Consider the following 24739-nt stretch of genomic DNA (forward strand, 5'->3'; position numbering starts at 1 on the left):
AAAGGGCGGGTTTAAAGATGGATAAAATGACGCTGCATCGAATGGAATACTACGGATATCATGGTGTATTTGAAGAGGAGCGTAAGCTGGGTCAACGTTTTTACATTGATTTGGAGCTGGAGCTTGATCTGCAGGGAGCGGGTCAGAATGATGACTTGAACCAGACGGTGAACTATGCTGAAGTGCATGAGCTTGTTAAAAATATTGTCGAAATAAAGTCCTTTAAGTTGATTGAAGCTTTGGCAGAATACATTGCATCCTCCTTACTGGACACTTATACTGTTATCAATGCAGTAACGGTAAAAGTAACTAAACCGCATCCGCCATTCGACATTCATTTTCAGGGAGTGACTGTAGAGCTGCGCAGAACTAGAAAGTGAGAACAATGTCCATGAATATACATTCCACCTCTGAAGAATCAGAGGCTTATATTGCTTTAGGGGCTAATTTGGGTGACCGTGAGGGTACGCTGTCAGAGGCTTTGAACAGACTGAATAATTATGATGAAATAACGGTGGTTCGCTGCTCCAAAGTTTACGAGACAGAGCCTGTAGGTTATTTAGATCAGCCACAGTTTCTCAATATGGCAGCAGCTTTGCGCACGACGCTTGCGCCAGAGACCTTGCTGGAAGTAATGCTGGGGATTGAGACGCAGCTGGGTCGTATCCGGGATATCCGGTATGGGCCGAGAACGGTAGATCTAGATCTATTGTGGGTAGAGGGGCAGACACTGGATACCCCGCATTTAACGTTACCGCATCCGCGTATGTTTGAGCGTGCATTTGTAATGCTTCCGCTCAGTGATATCGTTCCACAGGACGAACAGTCTTCCGGACTCCGCAAGTTGATTACAGCAGCGCTTCAAGACATAGACGGGAAGGAAGGAATTCGGTTGTGGACAACAAGCGTATGGGACGGAGGATCAGGGCATTCCGCAAGCTAAAAGGCTACACTCAACAGGAGCTTGCGGATCTCGCTGGGATTTCATTGGCTGTGCTTGGCGCAGTCGAGAGAGGCAACAGACATTTGGAAGATCAAATTTTAGATAAAATTGCGAATGTCCTAGGGGTTACAACCGAAGAATTGGCAAATCCTAACTCATAATTTTTAAGGGATACAAATAGGAATAGAGGAAGTGATACGAATGCTGAAGATTGGCGACATTGAGATGAAGAATCAAGTTGTTCTGGCACCTATGGCTGGCGTTTGCAATCCAGCTTTTCGTCTAATCGCTAAAGAGTTTGGTACAGGTTTAGTCTGTGCAGAAATGGTGAGCGACAAGGCTATTATTCACGGAAATACGCGTACTCGCGAAATGTTGTTCGTGGATGAACGTGAGAAACCGCTTAGTTTGCAGATTTTTGGTGGAGACAGAGAGTCACTGGTACAAGCGGCAAAAGTAGTTGATAAAGAGACCAATGCTGATATTATCGATATCAATATGGGATGCCCGGTGCCTAAAGTAACAAAATGTGATGCGGGAGCCCGTTGGCTTCTGAATCCCGACAAAATCTATGAAATGGTATCCGCGGTTGTCGATGTTGTTGATAAGCCTGTAACTGTGAAGATGCGGATTGGCTGGGATAGTGAGCATATTTTTGTCGAAGATAATGCGCGTGCAGTAGAACGTGCGGGTGGCAAGGCTGTCAGTGTACACGGACGAACACGGGAGCAACTCTACACGGGTCGTGCGGATTGGAATTATATCAAGATGGCAAAGGAAGCGGTCTCCATTCCGGTTATCGGCAATGGGGATGTCAATACACCTGAAGATGCTCGGGCTATGCTTGATCAGACGGGTTGTGATGGTGTGATGATCGGGCGTGGTGCGCTAGGTAACCCATGGATGCTGTATCGTACGATTCAGTATTTAAGCACCGGGGAACTGATGCCTGAGCCGGGGTTAGATGAGAAAATTAAGGTTGCCATTCTTCATATGGATCGACTGGTTGCTCTTAAGGGAGAAGCCATTGCTGTTCGTGATATGCGTAAGCATATGGCTTGGTATTTAAAAGGCCTAAAGTCTGCTGCACGTGTGAAGGATGTACTCATGTTAGAGACCAAACGTGATGGAATGGTGAAGATTTTGAATGATTTTGTCGTTCAACTTCAGCATGAAGAAGCGAATAAGGGGAATGAAATGTCTTCATCCGCAGTATAAACGTTATTTTCCTAACGCTTTTTGAACACATCCCACTTTATATGTGGTGTCATTGACATTTTGTAGCGGTTCCAATATAATTTCACAGTATAAAATCGCCGTTACAGTAAGAGCAATGCAGCAGGGAGTGTTCTTATCCTCCTAGATTAGCATATAGTATGGTGTTTTCAATAATTGTATACGACAGGAGAATCGGTTGAGATGAGCGATAAAGAAGTCATCCTTACGCCGGACGGGCTAAAGCGTCTGGAAGATGAGCTGGAGACCCTCAAATCTGTGAAACGCCGTGAGGTTGCTGAACGGATTAAGGTAGCGATTGGCTACGGAGATATCAGTGAGAACTCGGAGTATGAAGACGCGAAGAATGAGCAGGCTTTTATCGAAGGACGCGTTATCACCTTGGAGAAGATGCTTCGCAACGCGCGCATCATTAATAGCGACGAGATCGTTACTGATGTGGTAAGTATCGGTGTTACTGTAAGTGTAGAAGATTTGGAATATGGTGACACTATGGAATACACGATCGTAGGTACAGCGGAGTCCGATCCACTGAATAATAAGATCTCCAATGAAAGTCCAGTAGGCAAAGCCATCATCGGCAAGAAAATAGGCACGATTGTTGACGTTAATACACCTGCAGGCGTTATTCAATATAAAATTCTCGATATCAGAATGAAGTAGTGTACAGATCTTATAGTCTGTAAATAGATGTGCTGCCGAATGTATAAGTAGTTTTGTTGTATGCAGGCAGATAAGGGAACATTGTTTGGGAAAGCTTCCTTAGGGAAGCTTTTTTTCAAAATATAAGGGATTTATATCTGCAAGGGGATGAATAGCATGACCGAGGAAATCAATAATGTGGAAAATGCAGAGAACGAACTTAGTGAGCTTTTGCAAATCCGCCGTGCCAAATTGGACGAGCTTAGAGGACTTGGTATCGATCCTTTCGGCAAAAAGTATGAGCGTACAGCTAACGCTGGCGACTTAGTATCGAAGTATGATGGACTTTCTAAAGAAGAATTGGACGAGCTATCCGTTGAAGTCAGCATAGCAGGCCGTATTATGGCAAAACGTGTGATGGGTAAAGCCAGTTTTGCGCATATCCAAGACCTCAGTGGAAGAATCCAGCTTTATGTTCGTCAAGACAGCATTCCTGAAACGCAATACGCAGCGTTCAATGTTCTCGATCTAGGAGATATCATCGGCGTTCGCGGAACAGTATTCAAAACTAAAACAGGCGAGACCTCCATCAAAGTGCATAATCTCGAAGTCTTGTCCAAGTCCTTGTTGCCACTTCCTGAGAAATATCATGGCCTTAAAGATGTAGAGCTGCGTTACCGTCAGCGCTATGTTGATTTGATTATTAATCCAGAAGTTCAACAGACATTTATTGCTCGTTCAAGAATCATTCAATCGATGCGTCGTTATTTGGATTCACTTGGTTATCTTGAAGTCGAAACACCAACACTTCATGCGATTGCCGGTGGAGCTGCTGCGCGTCCGTTTATCACTTACCACAATACGCTTGAAATGCAGCTGTATATGCGGATTGCGATTGAGCTTCATTTGAAACGTCTTATTGTTGGTGGATTGGAAAAAGTATACGAAATCGGTCGTGTCTACCGTAATGAAGGGATCTCGACTCGTCATAATCCTGAGTTTACTATGATTGAGCTGTATGAAGCTTATGCTGATTACAAGGACATCATGAACCTTACGGAGAATATGATCGCTCATATTGCCCAAGAGGTATTAGGAACTCAACAGGTCGACTATCAGGGCAAGCCGGTAGATCTGTCACCAGGATGGCGTCGTGTAACTATGGTTGATGCCGTTAAAGAAGTAACCGGTGTTGATTTCAGTGTTCATATGACAGATGAGGAAGCACAGGCTCTCGCAAAAGAGCACCGTGTACCTGTAGAGAAGCACATGTCTTTCGGCCATATCCTAAATGCTTTCTTCGAGCAATTTGTAGAGGAAACTCTGATTCAGCCTACCTTTGTAATGGGACATCCGGTTGAAATCTCACCACTTGCTAAGAAAAACGATGAGGATCCACGCTTCACCGATCGTTTTGAATTGTTTATTGTGGGTCGTGAGCATGCGAATGCATTTAGTGAATTGAATGATCCGATCGACCAACGTCAACGCTTTGAAGCGCAAATCCAGGAGAAAGAGCAAGGAAATGACGAAGCTCATGAGATGGATGATGACTTCATCCGTGCTTTGGAATATGGTATGCCTCCTACTGGTGGACTAGGAATCGGTGTTGACCGTTTGATTATGTTGCTTACGAATTCTGCATCTATTCGTGATGTACTGCTGTTCCCGCATATGCGTAACCGTACAAACGAATAGTATTTATACAACAATGAGCACGGGGGAGCTGTCTAACGGCGGTTCTCCTTGGCTACTGTTGATCAGAAGGTAAGGGTTTCAGTATTGCTTTGAGGATATATAGCTTAATGCTAATTTGTTTGAAAAAAAGTGTTGCAATCAATCTCTATACATGATATATTCTAAGTCCGGCCAATAAATACACATGCCGAGCTCGAAAAAGAAGTTAAAAAATAGCTTGACATTAAATATCCGAACATGATATAGTATAAGAGTTGCTGCTGAGACATTAAACGGCGCCAACGAGAACTTGATCTTTGAAAACTGAACAACGAGTGAGTAGGAAATCACGAAAGTGAAATCCAAAACTGATGAGTTTCACAGCGTATTTTACGCTTTTGAAATTTCATCGTGAGAATTAATTTTCTCGTCAGATGTTTCAAAATGAGCATATCGCTCTTTTCAATACTAATTGGAGAGTTTGATCCTGGCTCAGGACGAACGCTGGCGGCGTGCCTAATACATGCAAGTCGAGCGGAGTTATTTTGAAAGCTTGCTTTCAAAATAACTTAGCGGCGGACGGGTGAGTAACACGTAGGCAACCTGCCCCTTAGACTGGGATAACTACCGGAAACGGTAGCTAATACCGGATAATTTCTTTTTTCTCCTGAAGGAAGAATGAAAGACGGAGCAATCTGTCACTGAGGGATGGGCCTGCGGCGCATTAGCTAGTTGGTGGGGTAACGGCCCACCAAGGCGACGATGCGTAGCCGACCTGAGAGGGTGAACGGCCACACTGGGACTGAGACACGGCCCAGACTCCTACGGGAGGCAGCAGTAGGGAATCTTCCGCAATGGACGAAAGTCTGACGGAGCAACGCCGCGTGAGTGATGAAGGTTTTCGGATCGTAAAGCTCTGTTGCCAGGGAAGAACGTCCGGTAGAGTAACTGCTATCGGAGTGACGGTACCTGAGAAGAAAGCCCCGGCTAACTACGTGCCAGCAGCCGCGGTAATACGTAGGGGGCAAGCGTTGTCCGGAATTATTGGGCGTAAAGCGCGCGCAGGCGGTCATTTAAGTCTGGTGTTTAAACCTTGGGCTCAACCTGAGGTCGCACTGGAAACTGGGTGACTTGAGTACAGAAGAGGAAAGTGGAATTCCACGTGTAGCGGTGAAATGCGTAGATATGTGGAGGAACACCAGTGGCGAAGGCGACTTTCTGGGCTGTAACTGACGCTGAGGCGCGAAAGCGTGGGGAGCAAACAGGATTAGATACCCTGGTAGTCCACGCCGTAAACGATGAGTGCTAGGTGTTAGGGGTTTCGATACCCTTGGTGCCGAAGTTAACACAGTAAGCACTCCGCCTGGGGAGTACGGTCGCAAGACTGAAACTCAAAGGAATTGACGGGGACCCGCACAAGCAGTGGAGTATGTGGTTTAATTCGAAGCAACGCGAAGAACCTTACCAGGTCTTGACATCCCTCTGAATCTGCTAGAGATAGCAGCGGCCTTCGGGACAGAGGAGACAGGTGGTGCATGGTTGTCGTCAGCTCGTGTCGTGAGATGTTGGGTTAAGTCCCGCAACGAGCGCAACCCTTAACTTTAGTTGCCAGCAAGTAATGTTGGGCACTCTAGAGTGACTGCCGGTGACAAACCGGAGGAAGGTGGGGATGACGTCAAATCATCATGCCCCTTATGACCTGGGCTACACACGTACTACAATGGCCGGTACAACGGGAAGCGAAGCCGCGAGGTGGAGCCAATCCCATCAAAGCCGGTCTCAGTTCGGATTGCAGGCTGCAACTCGCCTGCATGAAGTCGGAATTGCTAGTAATCGCGGATCAGCATGCCGCGGTGAATACGTTCCCGGGTCTTGTACACACCGCCCGTCACACCACGAGAGTTTACAACACCCGAAGTCGGTGGGGTAACCCGCAAGGGAGCCAGCCGCCGAAGGTGGGGTAGATGATTGGGGTGAAGTCGTAACAAGGTAGCCGTATCGGAAGGTGCGGCTGGATCACCTCCTTTCTATGGAGAATTGTCTTCTGCAATGAAGACATTCAAATCGGAAGTTAAACTTCCAAAACTCAGGTTTAGGCCTGTTACTCACTCGTTGCTCAGTTTTGAGAGTTTAAGCTCTCAAGTAAGACTTGATCCTTGAAAACTGGATACCGAAACGAATTTGCGTTTTAGAACATCTTTTAGCAACTTGTGTAAACAAGTAAATGTTATTAGTGAGATTTTTCGAAAGAAAAATCAAGGTTAAGCTAATAAGAGCACACGGAGGATGCCTAGGCGCCAGGAGCCGACGAAGGACGTGGCGAACAACGAAACTGCCTCGGGGAGCTGTAAGCAAGCTTTGATCCGGGGGTGTCCGAATGGGGAAACCCAGCTGTGGTAATTCGCAGTTACTCACATCTGAATACATAGGGTGTGTAGAGGCAGACCAGGGGAACTGAAACATCTAAGTACCCTGAGGAAGAGAAAACAATAGTGATTCCGTCAGTAGCGGCGAGCGAACGCGGAACAGCCTAAACCTAAGAGCTTGCTCTTAGGGGTTGTGGGACGTCTCACATGGAGTTACAAAGGAATATGGTAGGCGAAGAGGTCTGGAAAGGCCCGCGATAGAGGTAAAAGCCCTGTAGCCTAAACTGTGTTCTCTCCGAGACGGATCCCGAGTAGTGCGGGGCACGTGAAACCCCGTATGAATCCAGCAGGACCATCTGCTAAGGCTAAATACTACCTGGCGACCGATAGTGAAACAGTACCGTGAGGGAAAGGTGAAAAGCACCCCGGAAGGGGAGTGAAATAGAACCTGAAACCGTGTGCTTACAAAAAGTCAGAGCCCTATTAATGGGTGATGGCGTGCCTTTTGTAGAATGAACCGGCGAGTTACGTTTAACATGCAAGGTTAAGTCGAGAAGACGGAGCCGCAGCGAAAGCGAGTCTGAATAGGGCGATTTAGTATGTGGACGTAGACCCGAAACCGTGTGATCTACCCCTGTCCAGGGTGAAGGTGCGGTAACACGCACTGGAGGCCCGAACCCACGCACGTTGAAAAGTGCGGGGATGAGGTGGGGGTAGCGGAGAAATTCCAATCGAACTCGGAGATAGCTGGTTCTCCCCGAAATAGCTTTAGGGCTAGCCTCGGTATAAGAGTAGTGGAGGTAGAGCACTGATTGGGTGCGGGGTCCGCAAGGATTACCAAGCTCAGTCAAACTCCGAATGCCATATACTTATTGCCGGGAGTCAGACAGTGAGTGCTAAGATCCATTGTCAAAAGGGAAACAGCCCAGACCATCAGCTAAGGTCCCCAAGTGTGTGTTAAGTGGGAAAGGATGTGGAGTTGCACAGACAACCAGGATGTTGGCTTAGAAGCAGCCACCATTGAAAGAGTGCGTAATAGCTCACTGGTCGAGTGACTCTGCGCCGAAAATGTAACGGGGCTAAACACACCACCGAAGCTATGGCTAGATACGTATGTATCTGGGGTAGGGGAGCGTTGTATGTGGGTTGAAGGTGTACCGTAAGGAGCGCTGGACAGCATACAAGTGAGAATGCCGGTATGAGTAACGAAAAGATCAGTGAGAATCTGATCCGCCGAAAGCCCAAGGTTTCCTGAGGAAGGCTCGTCCGCTCAGGGTAAGTCGGGACCTAAGGCGAGGCCGAAAGGCGTAGTCGAAGGACAACAGTTTGAAATTACTGTACCACCGTAATCCGCTATGAGCGATGGGGTGACGCAGGAGGGTAGTGACGCGGACTGATGGATATGTCCGTCTAAGCAGTGAGGCTGATGTGTAGGCAAATCCGCACATCATTAAGGCTGGGCTGTGATGGGGAGCGAAAATTGTAGTAGCGAAGGTCATGATCTCACACTGCCAAGAAAAGCCTCTAGCCAGGAGAAGGTGCCCGTACCGCAAACCGACACAGGTAGGCGAGAAGAGAATTCTAAGGCGCGCGGAAGAACTCTCGTTAAGGAACTCGGCAAAATGACCCCGTAACTTCGGGAGAAGGGGTGCCCCGGTAGTGTGAATAGCACGAGGGGGCCGCAGTGAAAAGGCCCAAGCGACTGTTTAGCAAAAACACAGGTCTGTGCGAAGCCGCAAGGCGAAGTATACGGGCTGACGCCTGCCCGGTGCTGGAAGGTTAAGGGGAGTGGTTAGGGGTAACCCGAAGCTATGAACCGAAGCCCCAGTAAACGGCGGCCGTAACTATAACGGTCCTAAGGTAGCGAAATTCCTTGTCAGGTAAATTCTGACCCGCACGAATGGCGTAACGACTTGGGCGCTGTCTCAACGAGAGATCCGGTGAAATTTTAATACCTGTGAAGATGCAGGTTACCCGCGACAAGACGGAAAGACCCCATGGAGCTTTACTGCAGCTTGATATTGAATTTGGGTACGATCTGTACAGGATAGGTGGGAGCCGTAGAAATCGGAGCGCAAGCTTCGGTGGAGGCGCCGTTGGGATACCACCCTGATCGTATCTAGGTTCTAACCTAGTGCCCTTACCGGGTACGGGGACCGTGTCAGGCGGGCAGTTTGACTGGGGCGGTCGCCTCCTAAAGAGTAACGGAGGCGTTCCAAGGTTCCCTCAGAATGGTTGGAAATCATTCGAAGAGTGCAAAGGCATAAGGGAGCTTGACTGCGAGACCTACAAGTCGAGCAGGGACGAAAGTCGGACTTAGTGATCCGGTGGTACCGCATGGAAGGGCCATCGCTCAACGGATAAAAGCTACCCTGGGGATAACAGGCTTATCTCCCCCAAGAGTCCACATCGACGGGGAGGTTTGGCACCTCGATGTCGGCTCATCGCATCCTGGGGCTGAAGTAGGTCCCAAGGGTTGGGCTGTTCGCCCATTAAAGCGGTACGCGAGCTGGGTTCAGAACGTCGTGAGACAGTTCGGTCCCTATCTGTCGTGGGCGCAGGAAATTTGAGAGGAGCTGTCCTTAGTACGAGAGGACCGGGATGGACGTACCGCTGGTGCACCAGTTGTTTCGCCAGAAGCATGGCTGGGTAGCTACGTACGGACGGGATAAGCGCTGAAAGCATCTAAGCGTGAAGCCCCCCTCAAGATGAGATTTCCCAATTAGTAAGACCCCTTGAAGACGACGAGGTAGATAGGTTGGAGGTGGAAGTGCAGTAATGCATGGAGCTGACCAATACTAATCGGTCGAGGGCTTATCCTATACTTAAGACGCAAATTCAATTCGGATTCAGTTTTCAGGCATCAAGCCTGTAACACGCTTAGAAATTTTTTCTCACTTCTGGTGATGAACTAAATTTCACGCGGCAGCGTCTGTTTCACAGACGCATGTTTGGTGGCGATAGCGGAGGGGTTCCACGCGTACCCATCCCGAACACGACCGTTAAGCCCTCCAGCGCCGATGGTACTTGGACCGAAGGGTCCTGGGAGAGTAGGACGTTGCCAAGCACGCAAGACCACTGTTGAGTTATCGACAGTGGTCTTTTTGTTGTATTATTGAAGAATTCATTAGGGTTTAATTTGAGATACTACAGTATAGATAGGCGTAAGGATTGGTGGTGGCTGTGGTGAATTTTATAATTCCACCACAAAACGTCCACTGTGCGTGGACAATAGTCCAATAATTCGCTTACTCGAGAGTCGTTTTTTGAATACCTACTCTGATGATGTAATGTTCTTGACAGTCCAAATGCCCTTTGCTAAGATGGCAATAATATATTTTTGGATGAGCATCACAAACCTAAATTGAAGATATGAACTTGTTCTACTTCCAGATGTACAGAGTTGTCTGTCGTGAATGGACTTAAAGGCGAAGGTTCTTCTTTATAAAGTTTGTAGGCGGGTATAATTTAAAAACAACCGAGGAGGAATGACCCAGGTGTGGAAAGATAAGTTTGGTAAAGAAGGTCTAACTTTTGATGATGTGCTGCTGGTTCCGCGTAAATCTGAGGTACTGCCGAAGGAAGTAGATTTGACTACAGTTCTAAGTAAGAATGTGAAGTTGAACATCCCGCTTATGAGTGCAGGTATGGACACAGTCACAGAAGCGGCTATGGCCATTGCTATTGCTCGTGAGGGTGGTATCGGCATTATTCACAAGAATATGCCTGTAGAGCAGCAAGCGGAAGAAGTGGATCGTGTGAAGCGTTCCGAGAGCGGAGTTATTACTAACCCTTTCTCACTTTCAGCAGAACATCTGGTTTCTGATGCTGAACTATTGATGGGTAAATATCGCATTTCAGGAGTACCGATTGTAGACAGTGACAACAAACTGGTCGGTATTCTAACTAATAGAGATTTACGCTTTATTCATGACTATAGTATTCCAATTAAAGAAGTTATGACGCATGAGAATCTCGTGACTGCTGCTGTAGGTACGACACTTCAAGAAGCAGAAGGCATCTTACAACGTCATAAAATTGAGAAATTGCCGCTGGTGGACGAGAATAACGTTCTTAAGGGCTTGATCACGATTAAAGATATCGAGAAAGCCATTCAGTTCCCTAACGGAGCGAAAGATGCACACGGTCGCTTACTAGTTGGAGCAGCTGTCGGTATCTCTAAAGATACATTCGAACGTACTGCAGCGTTAGTTAAATCAGGTGTAGATCTGATTGTCGTTGATTCTGCACATGGTCATCATATTAATATTATTGAAGCTGTTCGCCAAATTCGTGAGTTGTATCCTGATCTTACGATTGTTGCTGGTAACGTGGCTACAGGTGAAGCAACCCGTGAACTTATTGAAGCTGGAGCTTCTGTAGTTAAAGTAGGTATTGGACCTGGATCTATCTGTACAACACGCGTTATCGCTGGTATCGGTGTTCCGCAGGTTACAGCCATTTATGATTGTGCAACGGTTGCTCGTGAGTACGGAGTTCCTATCATCGCTGACGGTGGAATAAAGTACTCCGGTGAAATCACTAAGGCTATTGCCGCTGGTGCTCATGCAGTAATGATGGGAAGTATGTTTGCGGGTACAGAAGAAAGCCCAGGAGAATCGGAGCTTTATCAAGGCCGTAAATTTAAAGTATATCGTGGTATGGGCAGTATGAGTGCCATGAAACAAGGTAGTAAGGATCGTTATTTCCAGGATGACGATAAGAAGCTTGTTCCTGAAGGAATTGAAGGCCGTATCGCTTTTAAAGGACCTCTTTCGGATACCGTTCATCAATTGATTGGCGGGCTGCGTTCGGGTATGGGCTACTGTGGTACCAAGTCGCTCGAAGAGCTCCGGAATGACACTTCGTTCATTCGTATCACAAGTGCTGGACTTCGCGAAAGCCATCCACATGATGTGCAAATCACGAAAGAAGCGCCAAACTATTCCGTGTAATGGACTAGAAAGACTATTTTTTGGACAGACAGGACTATTTCGTCCTGTCTGTCTTTTTTTGCGTGTACCCCTGTGTTAGAATAGAACAAGCTATTGATATGAGGTTTAAAGGAGAGTAGTAATCATTGAAGCACAAGCAGAAGTTTAACGGTAAGCAATTTATGATTAAGACAGTCACAGTAGGTCTACTTTTAAATATGTTAGTTTCCACTCCACTTCCGGCATTCGCTGAGGAAGGTACGACTACGACAATACAAGCTGGTACTGCAGCTCAGACCACTCAGAAAGCGGTAAAGATCCCTTCTGTGGAATCACTGGGTCTAAATTTGAAATCAGCGGTTCTAATAGAACCAACAACAGGTGAAGTTCTTCTATCAATGAATGCAGATGAGGCTTTGCCTCCAGCTAGTATGACTAAGATGATGACAGAGTATCTTGTAGCAGAAGCGGTGAAGACAGGACAGCTTTCCTGGGATCAAAAAGTCATAGTAGGTGAAAATGCGTCTAAACAAGTCGGATCACGGATTTTTCTAGCGGAAAATGACGAGCATACGGTTGAAGAGCTGTACATAGCAATGGCTGTCGGATCTGCAAATGATGCTACAGTAGCTTTGGCAGAACTAGTTTCTGGATCAGAATTGGAATTCGTAGAGCTAATGAATCAGACTGCCCAGAAGATGGGGATGAAAACTGCTTATTTTGTTAATTCTACTGGATTAGACAAAGCTGACATGCCTAAGAAGTACCGCTCAACTGATAAGAAAGAAAACGTAATGTCAGCGATGGATGCTGCTATCCTTGCCAAACATATCGTTACGGATCATCCTGATTTTAATAGATTTACTACGGTTCAGTCTTATAAGTTCCGTGAACGCGATACCGCGCCAATGATTAACTTTAACTGGATGTTGGAAGCTAATAAGAATATCCAGAATTTCAAGGCTTATGCTTATGAGGGATTGGATGGCTTGAAGACAGGCCATACCGCTAGAGCTAAATATTGTTTTGCAGGTACAGCTGTACGTGATGGCATGCGTCTGATAAGTGTAGTAATGGGGGCTGATACAGAGCCACACCGTTTTACAGAGACGAAAAAAGTACTTGATTTCGGATTTAATAATTTTGAAATCAAACAAGTTGTAGCCCCTAAAGCAGTGATAGCCGGCAATGAAACCGTGCCAGTTCTTAAAGGGAAAAGTAAAGAGGTGTCTGTAGTTACGGATGAAGCTGTTTCATTTATCGTCCCTAAGGGAACAACCTCCCCTGAAATTAAAACAACCGTTGAAATAAATGATCCGGCAACCTTAGTTGCTCCTATAGAACAATCTGCTAAAGTGGGTAAGGTCACTTATTCCTACCAAGTTGAAGGCATGTCGGATGTTCAGCAGAAGACAGTTAATCTGATTACTGCTGAAGAAGCGGAGAAAGCCGGTTGGTTCAGTTTATTCCTTAGAGCCATTGGAGATTTCTTCGGCGATTTATTTACAGGGATCAAGAACTTGTTCTAATGAATTTAGCGTCGAAAATTGTATTAATTCCGAGTAAGTGGATTGTATATTTCCCTTCATTGGGGTAAAATTACAAGTTAGATTACGATAGATCATTCGGGGGGCTAGGACATGGAAACTGGAACATCGCGAGTTAAAAGAGGCATGGCAGAAATGCAAAAAGGCGGCGTCATTATGGACGTCATGAATGCAGAACAAGCAAAAATTGCTGAGGCTGCGGGTGCAGTAGCAGTTATGGCTTTGGAACGCGTACCTTCTGACATTCGCGCAGCTGGCGGTGTAGCACGAATGGCCGATCCTACAATTGTAGAAGAGGTTATTAAAGTGGTAAGTATTCCTGTTATGGCTAAGGCTCGTATTGGCCATTACGTAGAAGCAAAGGTCCTGGAATCCTTGGGTGTTGACTATTTGGATGAGAGTGAAGTTCTTACTCCTGCTGATGAAGTGTTCCATATTAATAAACGTGAGTTCACTGTTCCATTCGTATGTGGAGCTAAGGATCTTGGAGAAGCCCTGAGACGTATTAATGAAGGTGCATCCATGATTCGTACGAAAGGTGAACCAGGAACAGGCAACATTGTTGAAGCAGTGCGTCATATGCGCTTTATCAACAGCCAAATCCGCAAAGTAACCAATTTGTCCAAGGATGAACTATATAATGAAGCTAAGAACCTGGGAGTGCCTTACGAGTTGCTGCTTGAAGTACATGAGCTTGGCAAGTTGCCGGTTGTTAACTTTGCGGCTGGCGGTGTAGCAACTCCTGCCGATGCTGCCCTGATGATGCATCTAGGTGCGGATGGTGTGTTCGTAGGCTCGGGTATTTTTAAATCGGACAACCCTGAGAAATTTGCACGCGCGATTGTTGAAGCTACTACACACTATACTGATTACAAACTGATTGCAGAAGTATCCAAGAACCTTGGTGCACCAATGAAGGGGATTGATATTGCAACTCTAACCCCGGCTGAACGTATGTCAGAGCGTGGCCGTTAATAGAGAGAAGGTTGCTCGGATGAAAATAGGAGTGCTGGCGCTTCAAGGTGCTGTTACGGAGCATATTGTTAGTATAGAGAAGACCGGTGCTGAGGGCGTACCTATCAAGCGGGTAGAGCAGCTTGATGAGGTTGATGGCCTAATTATTCCTGGTGGTGAAAGTACAACAATTGGTAAGCTGATGCGGAAATACGGCTTCATCGAAGCCATACGTGATTTCTCCAATCAGGGGAAGCCGATTTTTGGAACTTGCGCGGGAATGATTGTTCTGGCCAAAAGGATTGCCGGCGGCGAATCAGGGCATTTGGAGCTAATGGATATAACGGTAGCCCGGAATGCATTCGGTCGTCAACGGGAAAGCTTTGAATGTGATCTGGAGGTTAAAGGCATCGATGAGCCGGTCCGTGCTGTGTTTATACGTGCACCGCTTATCAACGAGGTAGGTCCGGGAGTCGATGTGCTTACAGTCTATAATGATGAGATTGTAACTGCGCGGGAGGGTAACCTGCTGGTGTCTTCTTTTCATCCAGAACTGACCGATGATTTTAGACTGCATCAATATTTTGCCGATATGGTAGAGACTACTAGGCAAGTGCAACAACAGAATCGCATATAAGAACATTCTGACTCTTTCAAAGCTGTAAGCAGCAATTTGAAAGAGTTTAGGCTGTTTTCAGGAGGGAAACTTTGTGTTAGACGTAAAAGTATTGCGCAGTGATTACGCTCGAGTTGAACAAGCCTTAGAGAAACGGGGTAAATCACTGGATTTGATTGCTGATTTTCCACAACTTGATCTACGCAGACGTGAATTACTGCAAGAAACAGAAGGTCTTAAGAACCGTCGTAATACGGTATCGGGTGACGTAGCCAAGAAGAAAAAGAATGGTGAGCCAGCAGATGACTTAATCGCAGAAATGCGTACAGTATCTGATCGAATTAAAGAGCTCGATGACGAAGTACGCGAATTGGAAGCTCAGATTTCTGAACTTACTATGAGCATTCCGAATATTCCCCATGATTCAGTTCCAGTAGGGAAGTCCGAGGACGATAACGTTGAATTGCGTCGCTGGTCAGAGCCCAAAGAGTTCGGATTTACTCCAAAATCACACTGGGAGCTTGCACAGCAGCTCGATATTATTGATTTTGAAGCTGCAGCTAAGGTTACGGGATCTCGGTTTGTTTTCTATAAAGGATTGGGAGCACGTTTAGAGCGGGCGCTAATTAACTTTATGATGGATCTTCACAGTGGTGAGCATAATTATGAAGAAATGCTGCCACCTTACATTGTAAATAAAGACAGCTTATACGGAACAGGACAACTTCCTAAGTTTGAGGAAGATTTGTTTAAGCTACGTGACACTGAATACTATTTGATTCCTACAGCGGAAGTACCTGTAACGAACTACTATCGCGAAGAGATTTTGACAGCAGCAGACCTGCCTAAGTACCATGTAGCATACAGCTCTTGTTTCCGTTCTGAGGCGGGTTCAGCGGGCCGTGATACTCGCGGCTTGATTCGTCAGCATCAGTTCAACAAAGTAGAGCTGGTGAAGCTTACTACACCTGAATCCTCTTATGAGGAGTTAGAGAAAATGACAGCAGATGCTGAACGTGTGCTGCAGCTTCTGGGACTGCCTTATCGTGTACTTGGGCTATGTACAGCTGATATGGGCTTTACTTCGGCTAAGACGTACGATTTGGAAGTATGGCTGCCTGAGAGTGGAATGTACCGTGAAATCTCTTCCTGCTCGAATACGGAGGACTTCCAAGCGCGTCGGGCAAATATTCGTTTCCGTAAAGATCCAAAGTCCAAGCCTGAATTTGTTCATACACTGAATGGATCTGCTTTGGCTGTTGGACGTACTGTTGCAGCAATCCTTGAGAATTATCAGCAAGAAGATGGAAGTGTGCTGATTCCGGAATGTCTACAACCGTATATGCGCAATGCGAAATCGATCCAACCTAAATCTATTTAATAAAAGGGTTGCTTTTTCTCTACACCATATGGTACAATTACTAATGCATGTGAAATTTATATGCATTTGGAGAGGTACCGAAGCGGTCATAACGGGGCGGTCTTGAAAACCGTTAGGGTGCAAGCCCACATGGGTTCGAATCCCATCCTCTCCGCCATTCCTTTAAGAACTTTAAGAAATAAGTAGATAGAAACCGTCTCCTCTGGGGGCGGTTTTTTTGTTGTGCTTGAACTAGTACAATTTTAGTTATTGTTTAATGTGCCTAAGTTCATTGAGAATAAAAAGATTGATTTCTCCGCAATGTATTAGAGAAGGAGGATGATCATAATTATGGACAGACAATTGGAAGTAGATCAGCATAATCTTGTCTCGGCCTGGCAAGAACGCCTGCCTGCGTTAATGGAGGATGGGGACAGTTTTAATGTACTGGCAGATGAAGGTGACCCGAATAGTCTGCTGATTCATTTTAATGCAGCGGGACGTCAAGGTTACTCCCTTGATTTCCGCTGTAAGTATGTAGATAGCAGGGAGGTTGCTGTTGATCTGCTTGATGTGGAGCAGAGTGGAATTCATATTGATGAGCATAGCGATGCAGTGCAGCTATTAGCACAGCAGTATACACGGCAAATACACGAATGTGCTCAGGCTCTTCAGAACATGACTAATCCTTAGGAGGAATGAACAATGTCAAAGCCAAAGAGTATTCCAGTTCCCGGGGCACAACCCACCGATGGTCAACCTAGAAAGGAGCATCATTCTTCAGCACCAAAGCCACTTTCTGGATCTAAAAAGGTGAAACAAGCTAATCATGTAGACCATCATAATCCGCAGGGATAACAAATAAAAACAATAAGAATTATAAAGAAGTGTTTCTTGATTTTTACAAATAGTTTATCATTAGAGGGGGGAGATTTTTTTTCACATGGGAGAGGAGAAAAATAATGAACAAAAAATGGGGTTTATCGGCCGCGGCGCTGTTGCTAACAGCAGCAGTAATTCTGCCGGGATGTGGAAGTAAACAGGAGGCGCCAAAAGAGGCCTTAAAATCAGCCGCTACAAAAGCGACCACGATGTCTTCATATGAGATGAAGAGTAAGTTCTCGATCAATGATCTAACTATCGAGACCGCTGATGCTGAATCTGCTGCAATGACAACACAGGTACTCAGCATGCTTAAGAACGCTGATATAACCATTGATGGGGTTTATCAGGCTGATCCAATGCAGACAGAGCTAACTATGGTTCTGAATCTCAAGGGTGATATGAGCATGAGCTTCAATGTCCCTATGGTGATGACCACTGAGAAGCTGTATGTTAAGATTCCATCGATTCCGTTCTTCCCGATTCCGGAGACAATCGTTAACAAGTTTGTAGAGGTGGATCTCAAGGCATTGGCTGAGCAAGAGGGTGCTGAATTTAATCCAAACTCTCTGGATACGCAGAAAATGCAAAAGTTCTCTAATGAAGTCATGGACACTGTATTAGCCGAATATGATGAAGGAAAATATTTTAATGAGCTTAGTCCAAAGGAAGCAAATTTGCCAGAGGGTGTTGAAGCTAAGCAAGTCGTTCAGTTCAAAGTGACGAACGATAATGTTAAAGAAGCAATCACCATCTTTGTGAATAATGCCCTGCCAAAAATCATTGATATTGTGAGCAAGGAAGAATACAAGGATATGCTGCAAATTAATGATGCGGATCTAGCTAAGGCTAAAGAAGAGATCACATCAAGTGAAACTAGAACTGAATTCGATAAGAGCTTGGCAGATCTTGATAAGTATCTTACGATTAATCAGTTCCACTACAATACAGCGATCAATAAAGACGGATTCCCTGTGTACCAAGATTTATTGATGGACATTAAAGTTAATGATCCAGAAGATGGTACGAACGTAGCCTTCTCAGTAAACGGAACAGGTCAATATGACAAGATCAATGAGAAGCCAGAGTTCAAGATTGGAATTCCTCAAGGCGATGATGTAATTACAATGGATCAACTAGAGGAGCAATTCGGTAGCTTGGGGACTTATTAATAAGAAGTTATGAGAGAAAGACCCGCATGTCGCGTATGATATACGCCCATGCGGGTCTTTTTAATAGAAGAATCCTGAACGAGTCAGTAAAAAGTTATTTAGGTTCAACCAGTAACACATCTTCGGCCAATATTGCGTAGGTTTGGTGATCCTGCCACTGGCCGTTTATTTTGAGATACTGGCGGGCGATGCCTTCAGGTTTAAATCCGCTCTTCTCCAGCACCTTCCGGGAAGCCTCATTATGCAATAAGATGGCTGCCTGAACCCTATGAAGACCTAAGGCTCGAAAAGCGTAGCCTAGAATCAATCCGACCGCAGCAGTCATATAGCCTTGTCCTTGCATCCTATGGTCCATCAAATAACCTAAATCCGCATACTGAGCTACACCTCTTGAGACATTAGATAGCGTGATTTGACCTATTAGTTGTCCATCAAGCAGATAGACACCGAACATATAGGCTCTGTCCTCCAGCGCATCCTCCAGACGCTGATTAATGATCCTTTGTTGACTCTCCAGCGTGTAGAATTGCTCATCGCGTTTAGGTTCAAATGGTTCGTGTGTCAACCGATTATTCAAGCGCAGCTCCAGTAATTTCTCTGCATCCTTTAGCTCTAGTGGAGAAATATAGATGTTTTGTGAGGTATGATATAAAGTAAGGGTCATTTCAGGGTTCTCCTTTTTTTAAAATATGGACGCCGATGGTGTTTATGCTTGTTTCGGTGGCTTTTGACGTAAACGGCGAAAGAATGAGGTCAGTAGCTCTGCACATTCCTCTTGTAAAACCCCCTGAATGACTTCGGTACGATGATTAAACCGCGGCTCTTCAAGTAAATTCATGAGGGTTCCAGCACACCCAGCCTTAGGATCGGGAGTGCCATATACAGTGAGGGGTACCCTTGATTGTACAATCGCTCCAGCACACATCGGACAAGGCTCTAAAGTAACATAAAGCTGGCAATCCAGCAGTCGCCACGAATTCATGAATTTGCTGGCCTCACGAATGGCTACCATTTCTGCATGAGCTGTTGAATCCATTGTTGTTTCTCTTAAATTGTATCCGCGTCCGATAACTTCACCATGCCGTACGACGATCGCCCCTATAGGAACTTCTCCTAATGCTTCAGCTTTATGGGCTTCTGCTATCGCCTGCCTCATCCAATGTTCATGAACCGCCACCATATCATCTAGCGATTCACCCGCTCTAATATTCAAGATCATCTTCCCTTTCTTTATATCCATTGTACAACGAACAAATATTCGTTCTTAACAAAATGTGAATAACTCTGTGGATAACCGCCTACTTATGCACATTTTTGTGCACATCGTTCTATAATAAAATGTTTATATGTGCATAAGATGTGGATGGTTTTTTAAAATATAAGAAATTATATATTTCTCGCTATCCTTTATTCTTATATTTCTTGCTAAAACGCTTACCGTCCTTATAAGGGCACCGAAGGCGTTTATACTTGTATATTGTAGATAAAGACCCATTGAATTTCAATATTCCTTGAATTGAATGCTTCATTGAAATGTCTTTTCAAATGTGGGGGCAAAAGGTATGATGTTTATTGTAGGCCCCGCAAGGATTTACCAGTGGATAAGAGGTGAACAAACAGTTTGTCCATAAAGACAAAACTATCTGCTATTATTTTTGGGGCGGTGTTGCTAATTTTAGCACTGAACCTGACATTTAACCTTTATGCCGCCCAAAATAATCTACGGAATGAAAGCATTAATAATATGCAACTAACTGCTATGCAAATGGCCGTTTCTGTAGAACAAAGTAACTATAGCTCTAACTATGTAGAATATCAAATTGCGCATAATTTAAGGATGGCGGCTATCTTTGCCTCCGAGGAATTGGACCCAGACTATAAGAACGTGACGAATGAAGAACTTAAAGCCCTAACTTCCAAGGTGGGCGTGTCTAATATTTCAATTCTGGTAAAGACTGATAACGATGTCGTAGTAGCAAGGTCTTCGGTACCTGGTGATATTGGGATGTCCACAAAAGATTGGGGGTACTGGTACCTGGCCTTTTTGGAGTTGTTCGATAATCAGGAGGTATCCGTGGGTCAGGGTCAGGCCTTGGACCATTTTTGGTCAGGTCCATTTGAATATTCAACCTACAATCCCGATTTCATTGAGAAGTGGGGTTATTATCGTGATGAAGAGAGTAACTACATCATCAATCCCGTTATTCTCAATACGGAGGCCAGCGATTACGTCAAAATCACTAATCCCGACCAAATTGCATCGAGAACTAAAGAAGCTAATCCGGGGATTTTAGAATTGACAGGATTTAACCCGGCAACCTTTGCTTCTGCAAGTATGAAGGCGGACGGAAGCGACACGCTGAATAAGAAGCTGGGGAACCGCCCCATTAAGTACGGCACCTATACTTATGGTAACGTGGAGCGGGATAGACAGGCGATTCTATTAGCTCAAGGGAAGCAGAAGCCGGTTACGCTCGAAATGAAAGTACATGGAAAAAGAGTGCTCAAAAGCTACATTCCTATCCAATCGCCTGGACTGAAAGCTTATGTGATAGGAGTAGTTTTGGATTACTCTGTGATTTCATCTGTGGTTCATGATCAATTAATTAATAGTCTGACTACGTCACTGTTATTGCTTACCTTATTCTTGTTATGTAGTTACATACTGTCTGGATTTGTTACTCGTCCGATTCAGGCGATACTTGCCAAAGTGAACGATGTAGCTAAAGGGAAATTTGAGCCTCCTCTAAAGGTAACAAGCCGGGATGAGCTAGGACAGTTGGCTCTGCGAATCAATGCTATGACGGCTCACCTCATGCAGCGCACCAATCGACTCAAACAGACACTGGAAGAGAACCGAGCGGTTAAGGAGCATTTGGAGTCCGTCATTAACGGAACTTCTGATGCGATTCATACGATCGATATGGATGGCCGAATTACTAGTACGAACAGAGCCTTCGAAGAACTATATGGATGGAGTGCCAAAGAGGTATTGGGTAATATGCCGTACCTTGTACCTGCGACAGCGCTTAAGCAGGAGGAAGAGCGGCTTAATGCGTTAAAGAATGGTGCTGTTCTACCACCCATTGAAACCGTAAGACTTAAACGTGATGGAACAATAGTTGAAGTTAGTGTTAGTACCTCGGTAATTCGTGATGAAGACGGGTATCCGCATTCCTTTATTCACGTTTCACGTGATATGACGGAACGTAACCGAATGGAGGAACTGCTTAGACGCTCTGAGAAGCTGACTACAGTAGGCCAATTAGCTGCGGGAGTAGCCCATGAGATTCGTAATCCGCTTACAACGCTAAAAGGATTTTTACAGCTTCAACAAGAGAAGCAGATTCTGGTTCCACTCCATATTGAACTGATGTTATCCGAGCTGGAGCGGATTAATTTGATCGTAAGTGAATTTTTGATTTTGGCCAAGCCTCAAGCTGTTCATTTCCAGGAAAAAGATGTACGGGACATCCTTGGTGATGTAGTTTCTCTATTAGACAGTCAAGCTCATTTGTTTGGGATTCAGTTTAGTGCCATATTCTCTGAACATCCATCTACCGTACATTGTGAAGTGAACCAGCTAAAGCAGGTGTTTATAAACATCGTCAAAAATGCAATTGAAGCTATGCCAGATGGTGGTGTGATTTCAATGGAGCTAAGAAACACCTTGGACTCTGTCTTCATTCTCATTTCAGATCAAGGTGAAGGAATTCCTAAGGATATGTTGCCTAAGCTGGGTGAACCCTTCTTTACTAATAAAGAGTCGGGAACAGGCCTTGGGCTAATGATTAGCCAACGTATTATTCAGGCTCATAAGGGTCATTTGGATATACAAAGTGAAGTAGGTCAAGGGACAACTGTTATGATCAAGCTGCCTGCAGCTGGTACGGATACCCCTTGGCTTAATATTAAGGATGAACGGAGTGAAGGACAACGTGAGAATTAATAAATTCATCAGTGAGACAGGGTACTGTTCACGCCGTGAAGCAGACAAGCTGGTAGAAGGCGGTAGAGTTACGATCAACGGAGAACCTGCTGTGCTTGGCAGTCAGGCCGTTCCGGGTGATGATGTGCGAATAGATGGTGTTGCGCTTGAAACATCAAGCCAGACGGTTTACATTGCGTTAAACAAGCCAGTGGGTATTACTTCAACTACAGAGCAGCATATTAAGGGGAATATTGTTGATTTTGTAGGTCATCATGAGCGAATCTTCCCGATTGGGCGTCTCGATAAGGATTCAGAAGGATTGATTCTGCTTACTAACGATGGGGACATCGTTAACAAGATTTTACGCTCCGAAGGTCGGCATGAAAAAGAGTATGTGGTTACTGTAGACAGACCGATTACGCCATCATTTATTACCGGCATGTCCAGCGGCGTAAAGATATTAGGTGAGAAGACGCTACCTTGTGAGGTCACTCGTATTACAGAGCGTGTATTCCGTATTATTTTGACGGAGGGCAAGAATCGTCAGATTCGCCGTATGTGCAGCGCTTTTGGCTACGAGGTTAGAAAGCTGCAACGCATTCGGATTATGAATATTCGTCTAGGGGTATTACAAACTGGAGAATGGCGTGAATTGTCTGCTGAAGAAAAGCAAGAACTTGGAGCTACACTGAACTACAAACTTCTATAGTCTAGAAGAAATAGTGATCTAATTATGAATACAATTTATCAAAAAAAGAGCTGTTCCATCGGTCTAAGACCTTGGGACAGCTCTTTATGCTTTGAACTAGGACAACCATTATTCATCGGAAGGAGCAATACCTGAGAACTCTTTGGTTTCTTGATATTTACGAATAATGGACACTTCAACCCGGCGGTTCTTACTTCGTCCAACAGCTGTAGTATTTTCAGAAATAGGGTGGTACTCCCCGTATCCGATCGCACTAAACTTGCGTGGATTCAGGTTCGTATTCGTTAACAGGATCTTCATGAACTGAAGAGCACGATCCGCGCTTAGGTCCCAGTTGGAAGAATAATTGCTATTAGAGATAGGAATATTGTCGGTATGTCCTTGCACGACTACATCATAATCCGGGAATTGCTGCAGCATGGTTGAGATGGACTTTGCTAATTGCCGAGAATCATCTTTAACTACAGCCTGTCCGGAAGCGAACAGCGCATTATCACTTATCGTAATCATAAGCTGAGACTGATTGAGCTTAGTACTGAGAAGATCGGTAAGACCGTTCTTGCTGATATATTGATCAAACTGCTTTTTAAGCTTCTCTAAATCTTCTTGTTCCTTTTGCCGCAGCTTAGCCATTTCTGTTTGTTCATTTTTCTTGGCTACTGATTTATCCATTTGATCATTTTTTCCTAAATCCTCTTGACTCTTAGATGGCATTGCCGCCCGTTCTTCAAGAACACCTGTACCGCCATTAAGAGCGGAGCTGAAGGCTTGACTCATCTCTTCGAATTTTTTGGCATCCGTTGCACTCATAGAATACATTACGATGAACAAGGCTACCAGAAGGGTCATAAGATCAGAATAAGGCAGTAGCCACGATTCATCGGCGTGTTCTTCATGCTCTTCGTGTCTAGTCTTTTTGCTCACCCGATCCACTCTCCTTCTCATCATTTAACTTAGCTCGTTCCGAAGGTGTTAGGAAGACAGCAAGCTTCTGATTGATGGCAATAGTGGATACACCGGATTGTATGGACAATAGACCTTCGACCATCATCATTCGAACTTCAATTTCACGTTTGGAAAGTCGTTTTAGCTTATTGGCAATAGGATGCCATAATACGTAACCTGTAAAGATACCGAGTAGTGTTGCGATGAAGGCAGCCCCGATTGCTGCAGCCAATTTGTTCATATCACTCATATCAGCCAGAGCGGCGATAAGTCCGATAACAGCCCCGAGCACGCCAAGTGTAGGAGCATACATACCTGCTTGTGTGAAAATGAGTGCACCTGCTTTATGTCTATCCTCTGTGGCGTGGATGTCCTCCATGAGAACATCGCGGACAAAGTCCTGATCATTCCCATCAATAATCATTCGCATGCCGTTTCTGAGGAAGTTATCTTCTATTTCATCGACTTTAGACTCAAGAGCCAGTAGACCTTCACGCCGTGTAATAGAAGCCCATTCCATGAACATAGTAATTAATTCGGATTTACTGATTAATTTCTTTTTGACAAAAATTATTTTAAACAGACTTGGAATCTTTTTGACCTCCGAGATTGGAAAGGCCATAAAGATGGAGGCCGCCGTCCCCACTAAGATAATAACGTAAGCAGCGGGTGTGGCTAAAGCGTGAAGAGGAGCGTGCTTGAGGATCATACCCCAAATTACTGCAACTAGACCAAAAATTAAACCGAGTATTGTTGAAATTTCCATTATGCACCTCGTCCATGAGATTATAAGATGTGTTCCGACAAAGCCGCGTATATCATCCT

The 24739-nt window shown here is 45.1% G+C and carries 20 protein-coding genes, 1 tRNA gene and 3 rRNA genes; 20 read left to right on the forward strand and 4 right to left on the reverse strand.

What is annotated here, in order from left to right:
• Positions 1 to 17 precede the first annotated feature (17 nt).
• The 18 genes from folB to R50345_RS00495 all read left to right on the forward strand — a co-directional run bounded on the left by folB (position 18) and on the right by R50345_RS00495 (position 18329).
• The gene (folB, locus tag R50345_RS00410) at positions 18 to 380 is read left to right on the forward strand and encodes a dihydroneopterin aldolase (RefSeq protein WP_042123176.1); all 363 of its coding nucleotides are present in this window, start codon (positions 18 to 20) and stop codon (positions 378 to 380) included.
• Between the two features lie 11 nt (positions 381 to 391).
• The gene (gene folK / locus R50345_RS00415; RefSeq protein WP_042131741.1) at positions 392 to 943 is read left to right on the forward strand and encodes a 2-amino-4-hydroxy-6-hydroxymethyldihydropteridine diphosphokinase; all 552 of its coding nucleotides are present in this window, start codon (positions 392 to 394) and stop codon (positions 941 to 943) included.
• Positions 895 to 1104: a helix-turn-helix domain-containing protein gene (locus R50345_RS30590; protein ID WP_042123178.1), complete on the forward strand. Its 210-nt coding sequence runs from the start codon at positions 895 to 897 to the stop codon at positions 1102 to 1104. The genes folK and R50345_RS30590 overlap by 49 nt, the downstream gene beginning before the upstream one ends.
• A gap of 40 nt (positions 1105 to 1144) precedes the next feature.
• Positions 1145 to 2161 carry a tRNA dihydrouridine synthase DusB gene (gene dusB, locus R50345_RS00425; protein WP_042123180.1) on the forward strand — a complete coding sequence of 339 codons (1017 nt, stop codon included), beginning with the start codon at positions 1145 to 1147 and terminating at the stop codon, positions 2159 to 2161.
• A 201-nt stretch (positions 2162 to 2362) separates the two neighbouring features.
• Positions 2363 to 2842 (forward strand): transcription elongation factor GreA, encoded by a 480-nt coding sequence (gene greA, locus R50345_RS00430; RefSeq protein ID WP_042123182.1) that lies wholly within the window; start codon positions 2363 to 2365, stop codon positions 2840 to 2842.
• A 156-nt stretch (positions 2843 to 2998) separates the two neighbouring features.
• Positions 2999 to 4519, forward strand: a complete 1521-nt coding sequence (lysS, locus tag R50345_RS00435) for a lysine--tRNA ligase (RefSeq protein WP_170880371.1) — start codon at positions 2999 to 3001, stop codon at positions 4517 to 4519.
• Positions 4520 to 4967: 448 nt separating this feature from the next.
• Positions 4968 to 6525 (forward strand): 16S ribosomal RNA (locus R50345_RS00440).
• A 232-nt stretch (positions 6526 to 6757) separates the two neighbouring features.
• A 23S ribosomal RNA gene (locus tag R50345_RS00445) occupies positions 6758 to 9686 on the forward strand.
• Between the two features lie 128 nt (positions 9687 to 9814).
• Positions 9815 to 9931, forward strand: a 5S ribosomal RNA gene (rrf, locus tag R50345_RS00450).
• Together the 16S, 23S and 5S rRNA genes form the textbook arrangement of a ribosomal RNA operon.
• 430 nt (positions 9932 to 10361) lie before the next feature.
• Positions 10362 to 11819 carry an IMP dehydrogenase gene (gene guaB / locus R50345_RS00455; RefSeq protein ID WP_042123184.1) on the forward strand — a complete coding sequence of 486 codons (1458 nt, stop codon included), beginning with the start codon at positions 10362 to 10364 and terminating at the stop codon, positions 11817 to 11819.
• A gap of 161 nt (positions 11820 to 11980) precedes the next feature.
• Positions 11981 to 13327, forward strand: coding sequence for a D-alanyl-D-alanine carboxypeptidase family protein (locus R50345_RS00460; protein WP_042131743.1), 1347 nt, complete (start codon positions 11981 to 11983; stop codon positions 13325 to 13327).
• Positions 13328 to 13438: 111 nt separating this feature from the next.
• Positions 13439 to 14320, forward strand: coding sequence for a pyridoxal 5'-phosphate synthase lyase subunit PdxS (gene pdxS / locus R50345_RS00465; RefSeq protein ID WP_042123186.1), 882 nt, complete (start codon positions 13439 to 13441; stop codon positions 14318 to 14320).
• A 19-nt stretch (positions 14321 to 14339) separates the two neighbouring features.
• Positions 14340 to 14936, forward strand: a complete 597-nt coding sequence (gene pdxT / locus R50345_RS00470) for a pyridoxal 5'-phosphate synthase glutaminase subunit PdxT (protein WP_042123188.1) — start codon at positions 14340 to 14342, stop codon at positions 14934 to 14936.
• Between the two features lie 73 nt (positions 14937 to 15009).
• A complete protein-coding gene (serS, locus tag R50345_RS00475; protein WP_042123190.1) occupies positions 15010 to 16296 on the forward strand; it encodes a serine--tRNA ligase in 1287 nt (428 codons plus the stop codon).
• A 68-nt stretch (positions 16297 to 16364) separates the two neighbouring features.
• Positions 16365 to 16453: transfer RNA gene (locus R50345_RS00480), tRNA-Ser, on the forward strand.
• A gap of 173 nt (positions 16454 to 16626) precedes the next feature.
• Positions 16627 to 16968 (forward strand): hypothetical protein, encoded by a 342-nt coding sequence (locus tag R50345_RS00485; protein WP_042123192.1) that lies wholly within the window; start codon positions 16627 to 16629, stop codon positions 16966 to 16968.
• A gap of 12 nt (positions 16969 to 16980) precedes the next feature.
• Entirely contained in the window at positions 16981 to 17133 is a 153-nt protein-coding gene (locus R50345_RS00490) for a small acid-soluble spore protein P (protein WP_042123194.1), read from the forward strand.
• A gap of 104 nt (positions 17134 to 17237) precedes the next feature.
• On the forward strand, positions 17238 to 18329 hold the full coding sequence (locus R50345_RS00495) for a hypothetical protein (RefSeq protein WP_042123196.1): 1092 nt from the start codon (positions 17238 to 17240) through the stop codon (positions 18327 to 18329).
• Positions 18330 to 18423: 94 nt separating this feature from the next.
• On the opposite strand, the gene R50345_RS00500 is transcribed toward R50345_RS00495, so the two are convergent.
• Both R50345_RS00500 and tadA read right to left on the reverse strand, forming a co-directional pair.
• A complete protein-coding gene (locus R50345_RS00500; protein WP_042123198.1) occupies positions 18424 to 18993 on the reverse strand; it encodes a GNAT family N-acetyltransferase in 570 nt (189 codons plus the stop codon).
• A gap of 42 nt (positions 18994 to 19035) precedes the next feature.
• Positions 19036 to 19509 (reverse strand): tRNA adenosine(34) deaminase TadA, encoded by a 474-nt coding sequence (gene tadA, locus R50345_RS00505; protein ID WP_042131744.1) that lies wholly within the window; start codon positions 19507 to 19509, stop codon positions 19036 to 19038.
• 441 nt (positions 19510 to 19950) lie between these two features.
• Between tadA and R50345_RS00510 the strand changes: the two genes are divergently transcribed.
• Both R50345_RS00510 and rluF read left to right on the forward strand, forming a co-directional pair.
• The gene (locus tag R50345_RS00510; protein ID WP_042123200.1) at positions 19951 to 22278 is read left to right on the forward strand and encodes an ATP-binding protein; all 2328 of its coding nucleotides are present in this window, start codon (positions 19951 to 19953) and stop codon (positions 22276 to 22278) included.
• Positions 22268 to 22969: a 23S rRNA pseudouridine(2604) synthase RluF gene (rluF, locus tag R50345_RS00515; protein WP_042123202.1), complete on the forward strand. Its 702-nt coding sequence runs from the start codon at positions 22268 to 22270 to the stop codon at positions 22967 to 22969. Before R50345_RS00510 ends, rluF begins: the two co-directional genes overlap by 11 nt.
• A 108-nt stretch (positions 22970 to 23077) precedes the next feature.
• Here rluF and motB read toward each other — a convergent pair whose 3' ends face one another.
• Positions 23078 to 23893, reverse strand: coding sequence for a flagellar motor protein MotB (motB, locus tag R50345_RS00520; RefSeq protein ID WP_042123204.1), 816 nt, complete (start codon positions 23891 to 23893; stop codon positions 23078 to 23080).
• The gene (motA, locus tag R50345_RS00525) at positions 23877 to 24680 is read right to left on the reverse strand and encodes a flagellar motor stator protein MotA (RefSeq protein WP_042123206.1); all 804 of its coding nucleotides are present in this window, start codon (positions 24678 to 24680) and stop codon (positions 23877 to 23879) included. The genes motB and motA overlap by 17 nt, the downstream gene beginning before the upstream one ends.
• Positions 24681 to 24739 lie beyond the last annotated feature (59 nt).

The organism is Paenibacillus sp. FSL R5-0345 (genome assembly GCF_000758585.1).
Taxonomy (GTDB): domain Bacteria; phylum Bacillota; class Bacilli; order Paenibacillales; family Paenibacillaceae; genus Paenibacillus_AQ.

What these genes read in the sequence shown, in the direction of transcription:
- R50345_RS00460 (WP_042131743.1), top strand. Translation starts at nt 11,981, where the DNA reads ATGATTAAGACAGTCACAGTAGGTCTACTTTTAAATATGTTAGTTTCC.
- pdxT (WP_042123188.1), top strand. Translation starts at nt 14,340, where the DNA reads ATGAAAATAGGAGTGCTGGCGCTTCAAGGTGCTGTTACGGAGCATATT.
- folB (WP_042123176.1), top strand. Translation starts at nt 18, where the DNA reads ATGGATAAAATGACGCTGCATCGAATGGAATACTACGGATATCATGGT.
- motA (WP_042123206.1), bottom strand. Translation starts at nt 24,680, where the DNA reads ATGGAAATTTCAACAATACTCGGTTTAATTTTTGGTCTAGTTGCAGTA.
- dusB (WP_042123180.1), top strand. Translation starts at nt 1,145, where the DNA reads ATGCTGAAGATTGGCGACATTGAGATGAAGAATCAAGTTGTTCTGGCA.
- R50345_RS00485 (WP_042123192.1), top strand. Translation starts at nt 16,627, where the DNA reads ATGGACAGACAATTGGAAGTAGATCAGCATAATCTTGTCTCGGCCTGG.
- R50345_RS00495 (WP_042123196.1), top strand. Translation starts at nt 17,238, where the DNA reads ATGAACAAAAAATGGGGTTTATCGGCCGCGGCGCTGTTGCTAACAGCA.
- lysS (WP_170880371.1), top strand. Translation starts at nt 2,999, where the DNA reads ATGACCGAGGAAATCAATAATGTGGAAAATGCAGAGAACGAACTTAGT.
- tadA (WP_042131744.1), bottom strand. Translation starts at nt 19,509, where the DNA reads ATGGTGGCGGTTCATGAACATTGGATGAGGCAGGCGATAGCAGAAGCC.
- R50345_RS00490 (WP_042123194.1), top strand. Translation starts at nt 16,981, where the DNA reads ATGTCAAAGCCAAAGAGTATTCCAGTTCCCGGGGCACAACCCACCGAT.
- R50345_RS00500 (WP_042123198.1), bottom strand. Translation starts at nt 18,993, where the DNA reads ATGACCCTTACTTTATATCATACCTCACAAAACATCTATATTTCTCCA.
- pdxS (WP_042123186.1), top strand. Translation starts at nt 13,439, where the DNA reads ATGGAAACTGGAACATCGCGAGTTAAAAGAGGCATGGCAGAAATGCAA.
- greA (WP_042123182.1), top strand. Translation starts at nt 2,363, where the DNA reads ATGAGCGATAAAGAAGTCATCCTTACGCCGGACGGGCTAAAGCGTCTG.
- folK (WP_042131741.1), top strand. Translation starts at nt 392, where the DNA reads ATGAATATACATTCCACCTCTGAAGAATCAGAGGCTTATATTGCTTTA.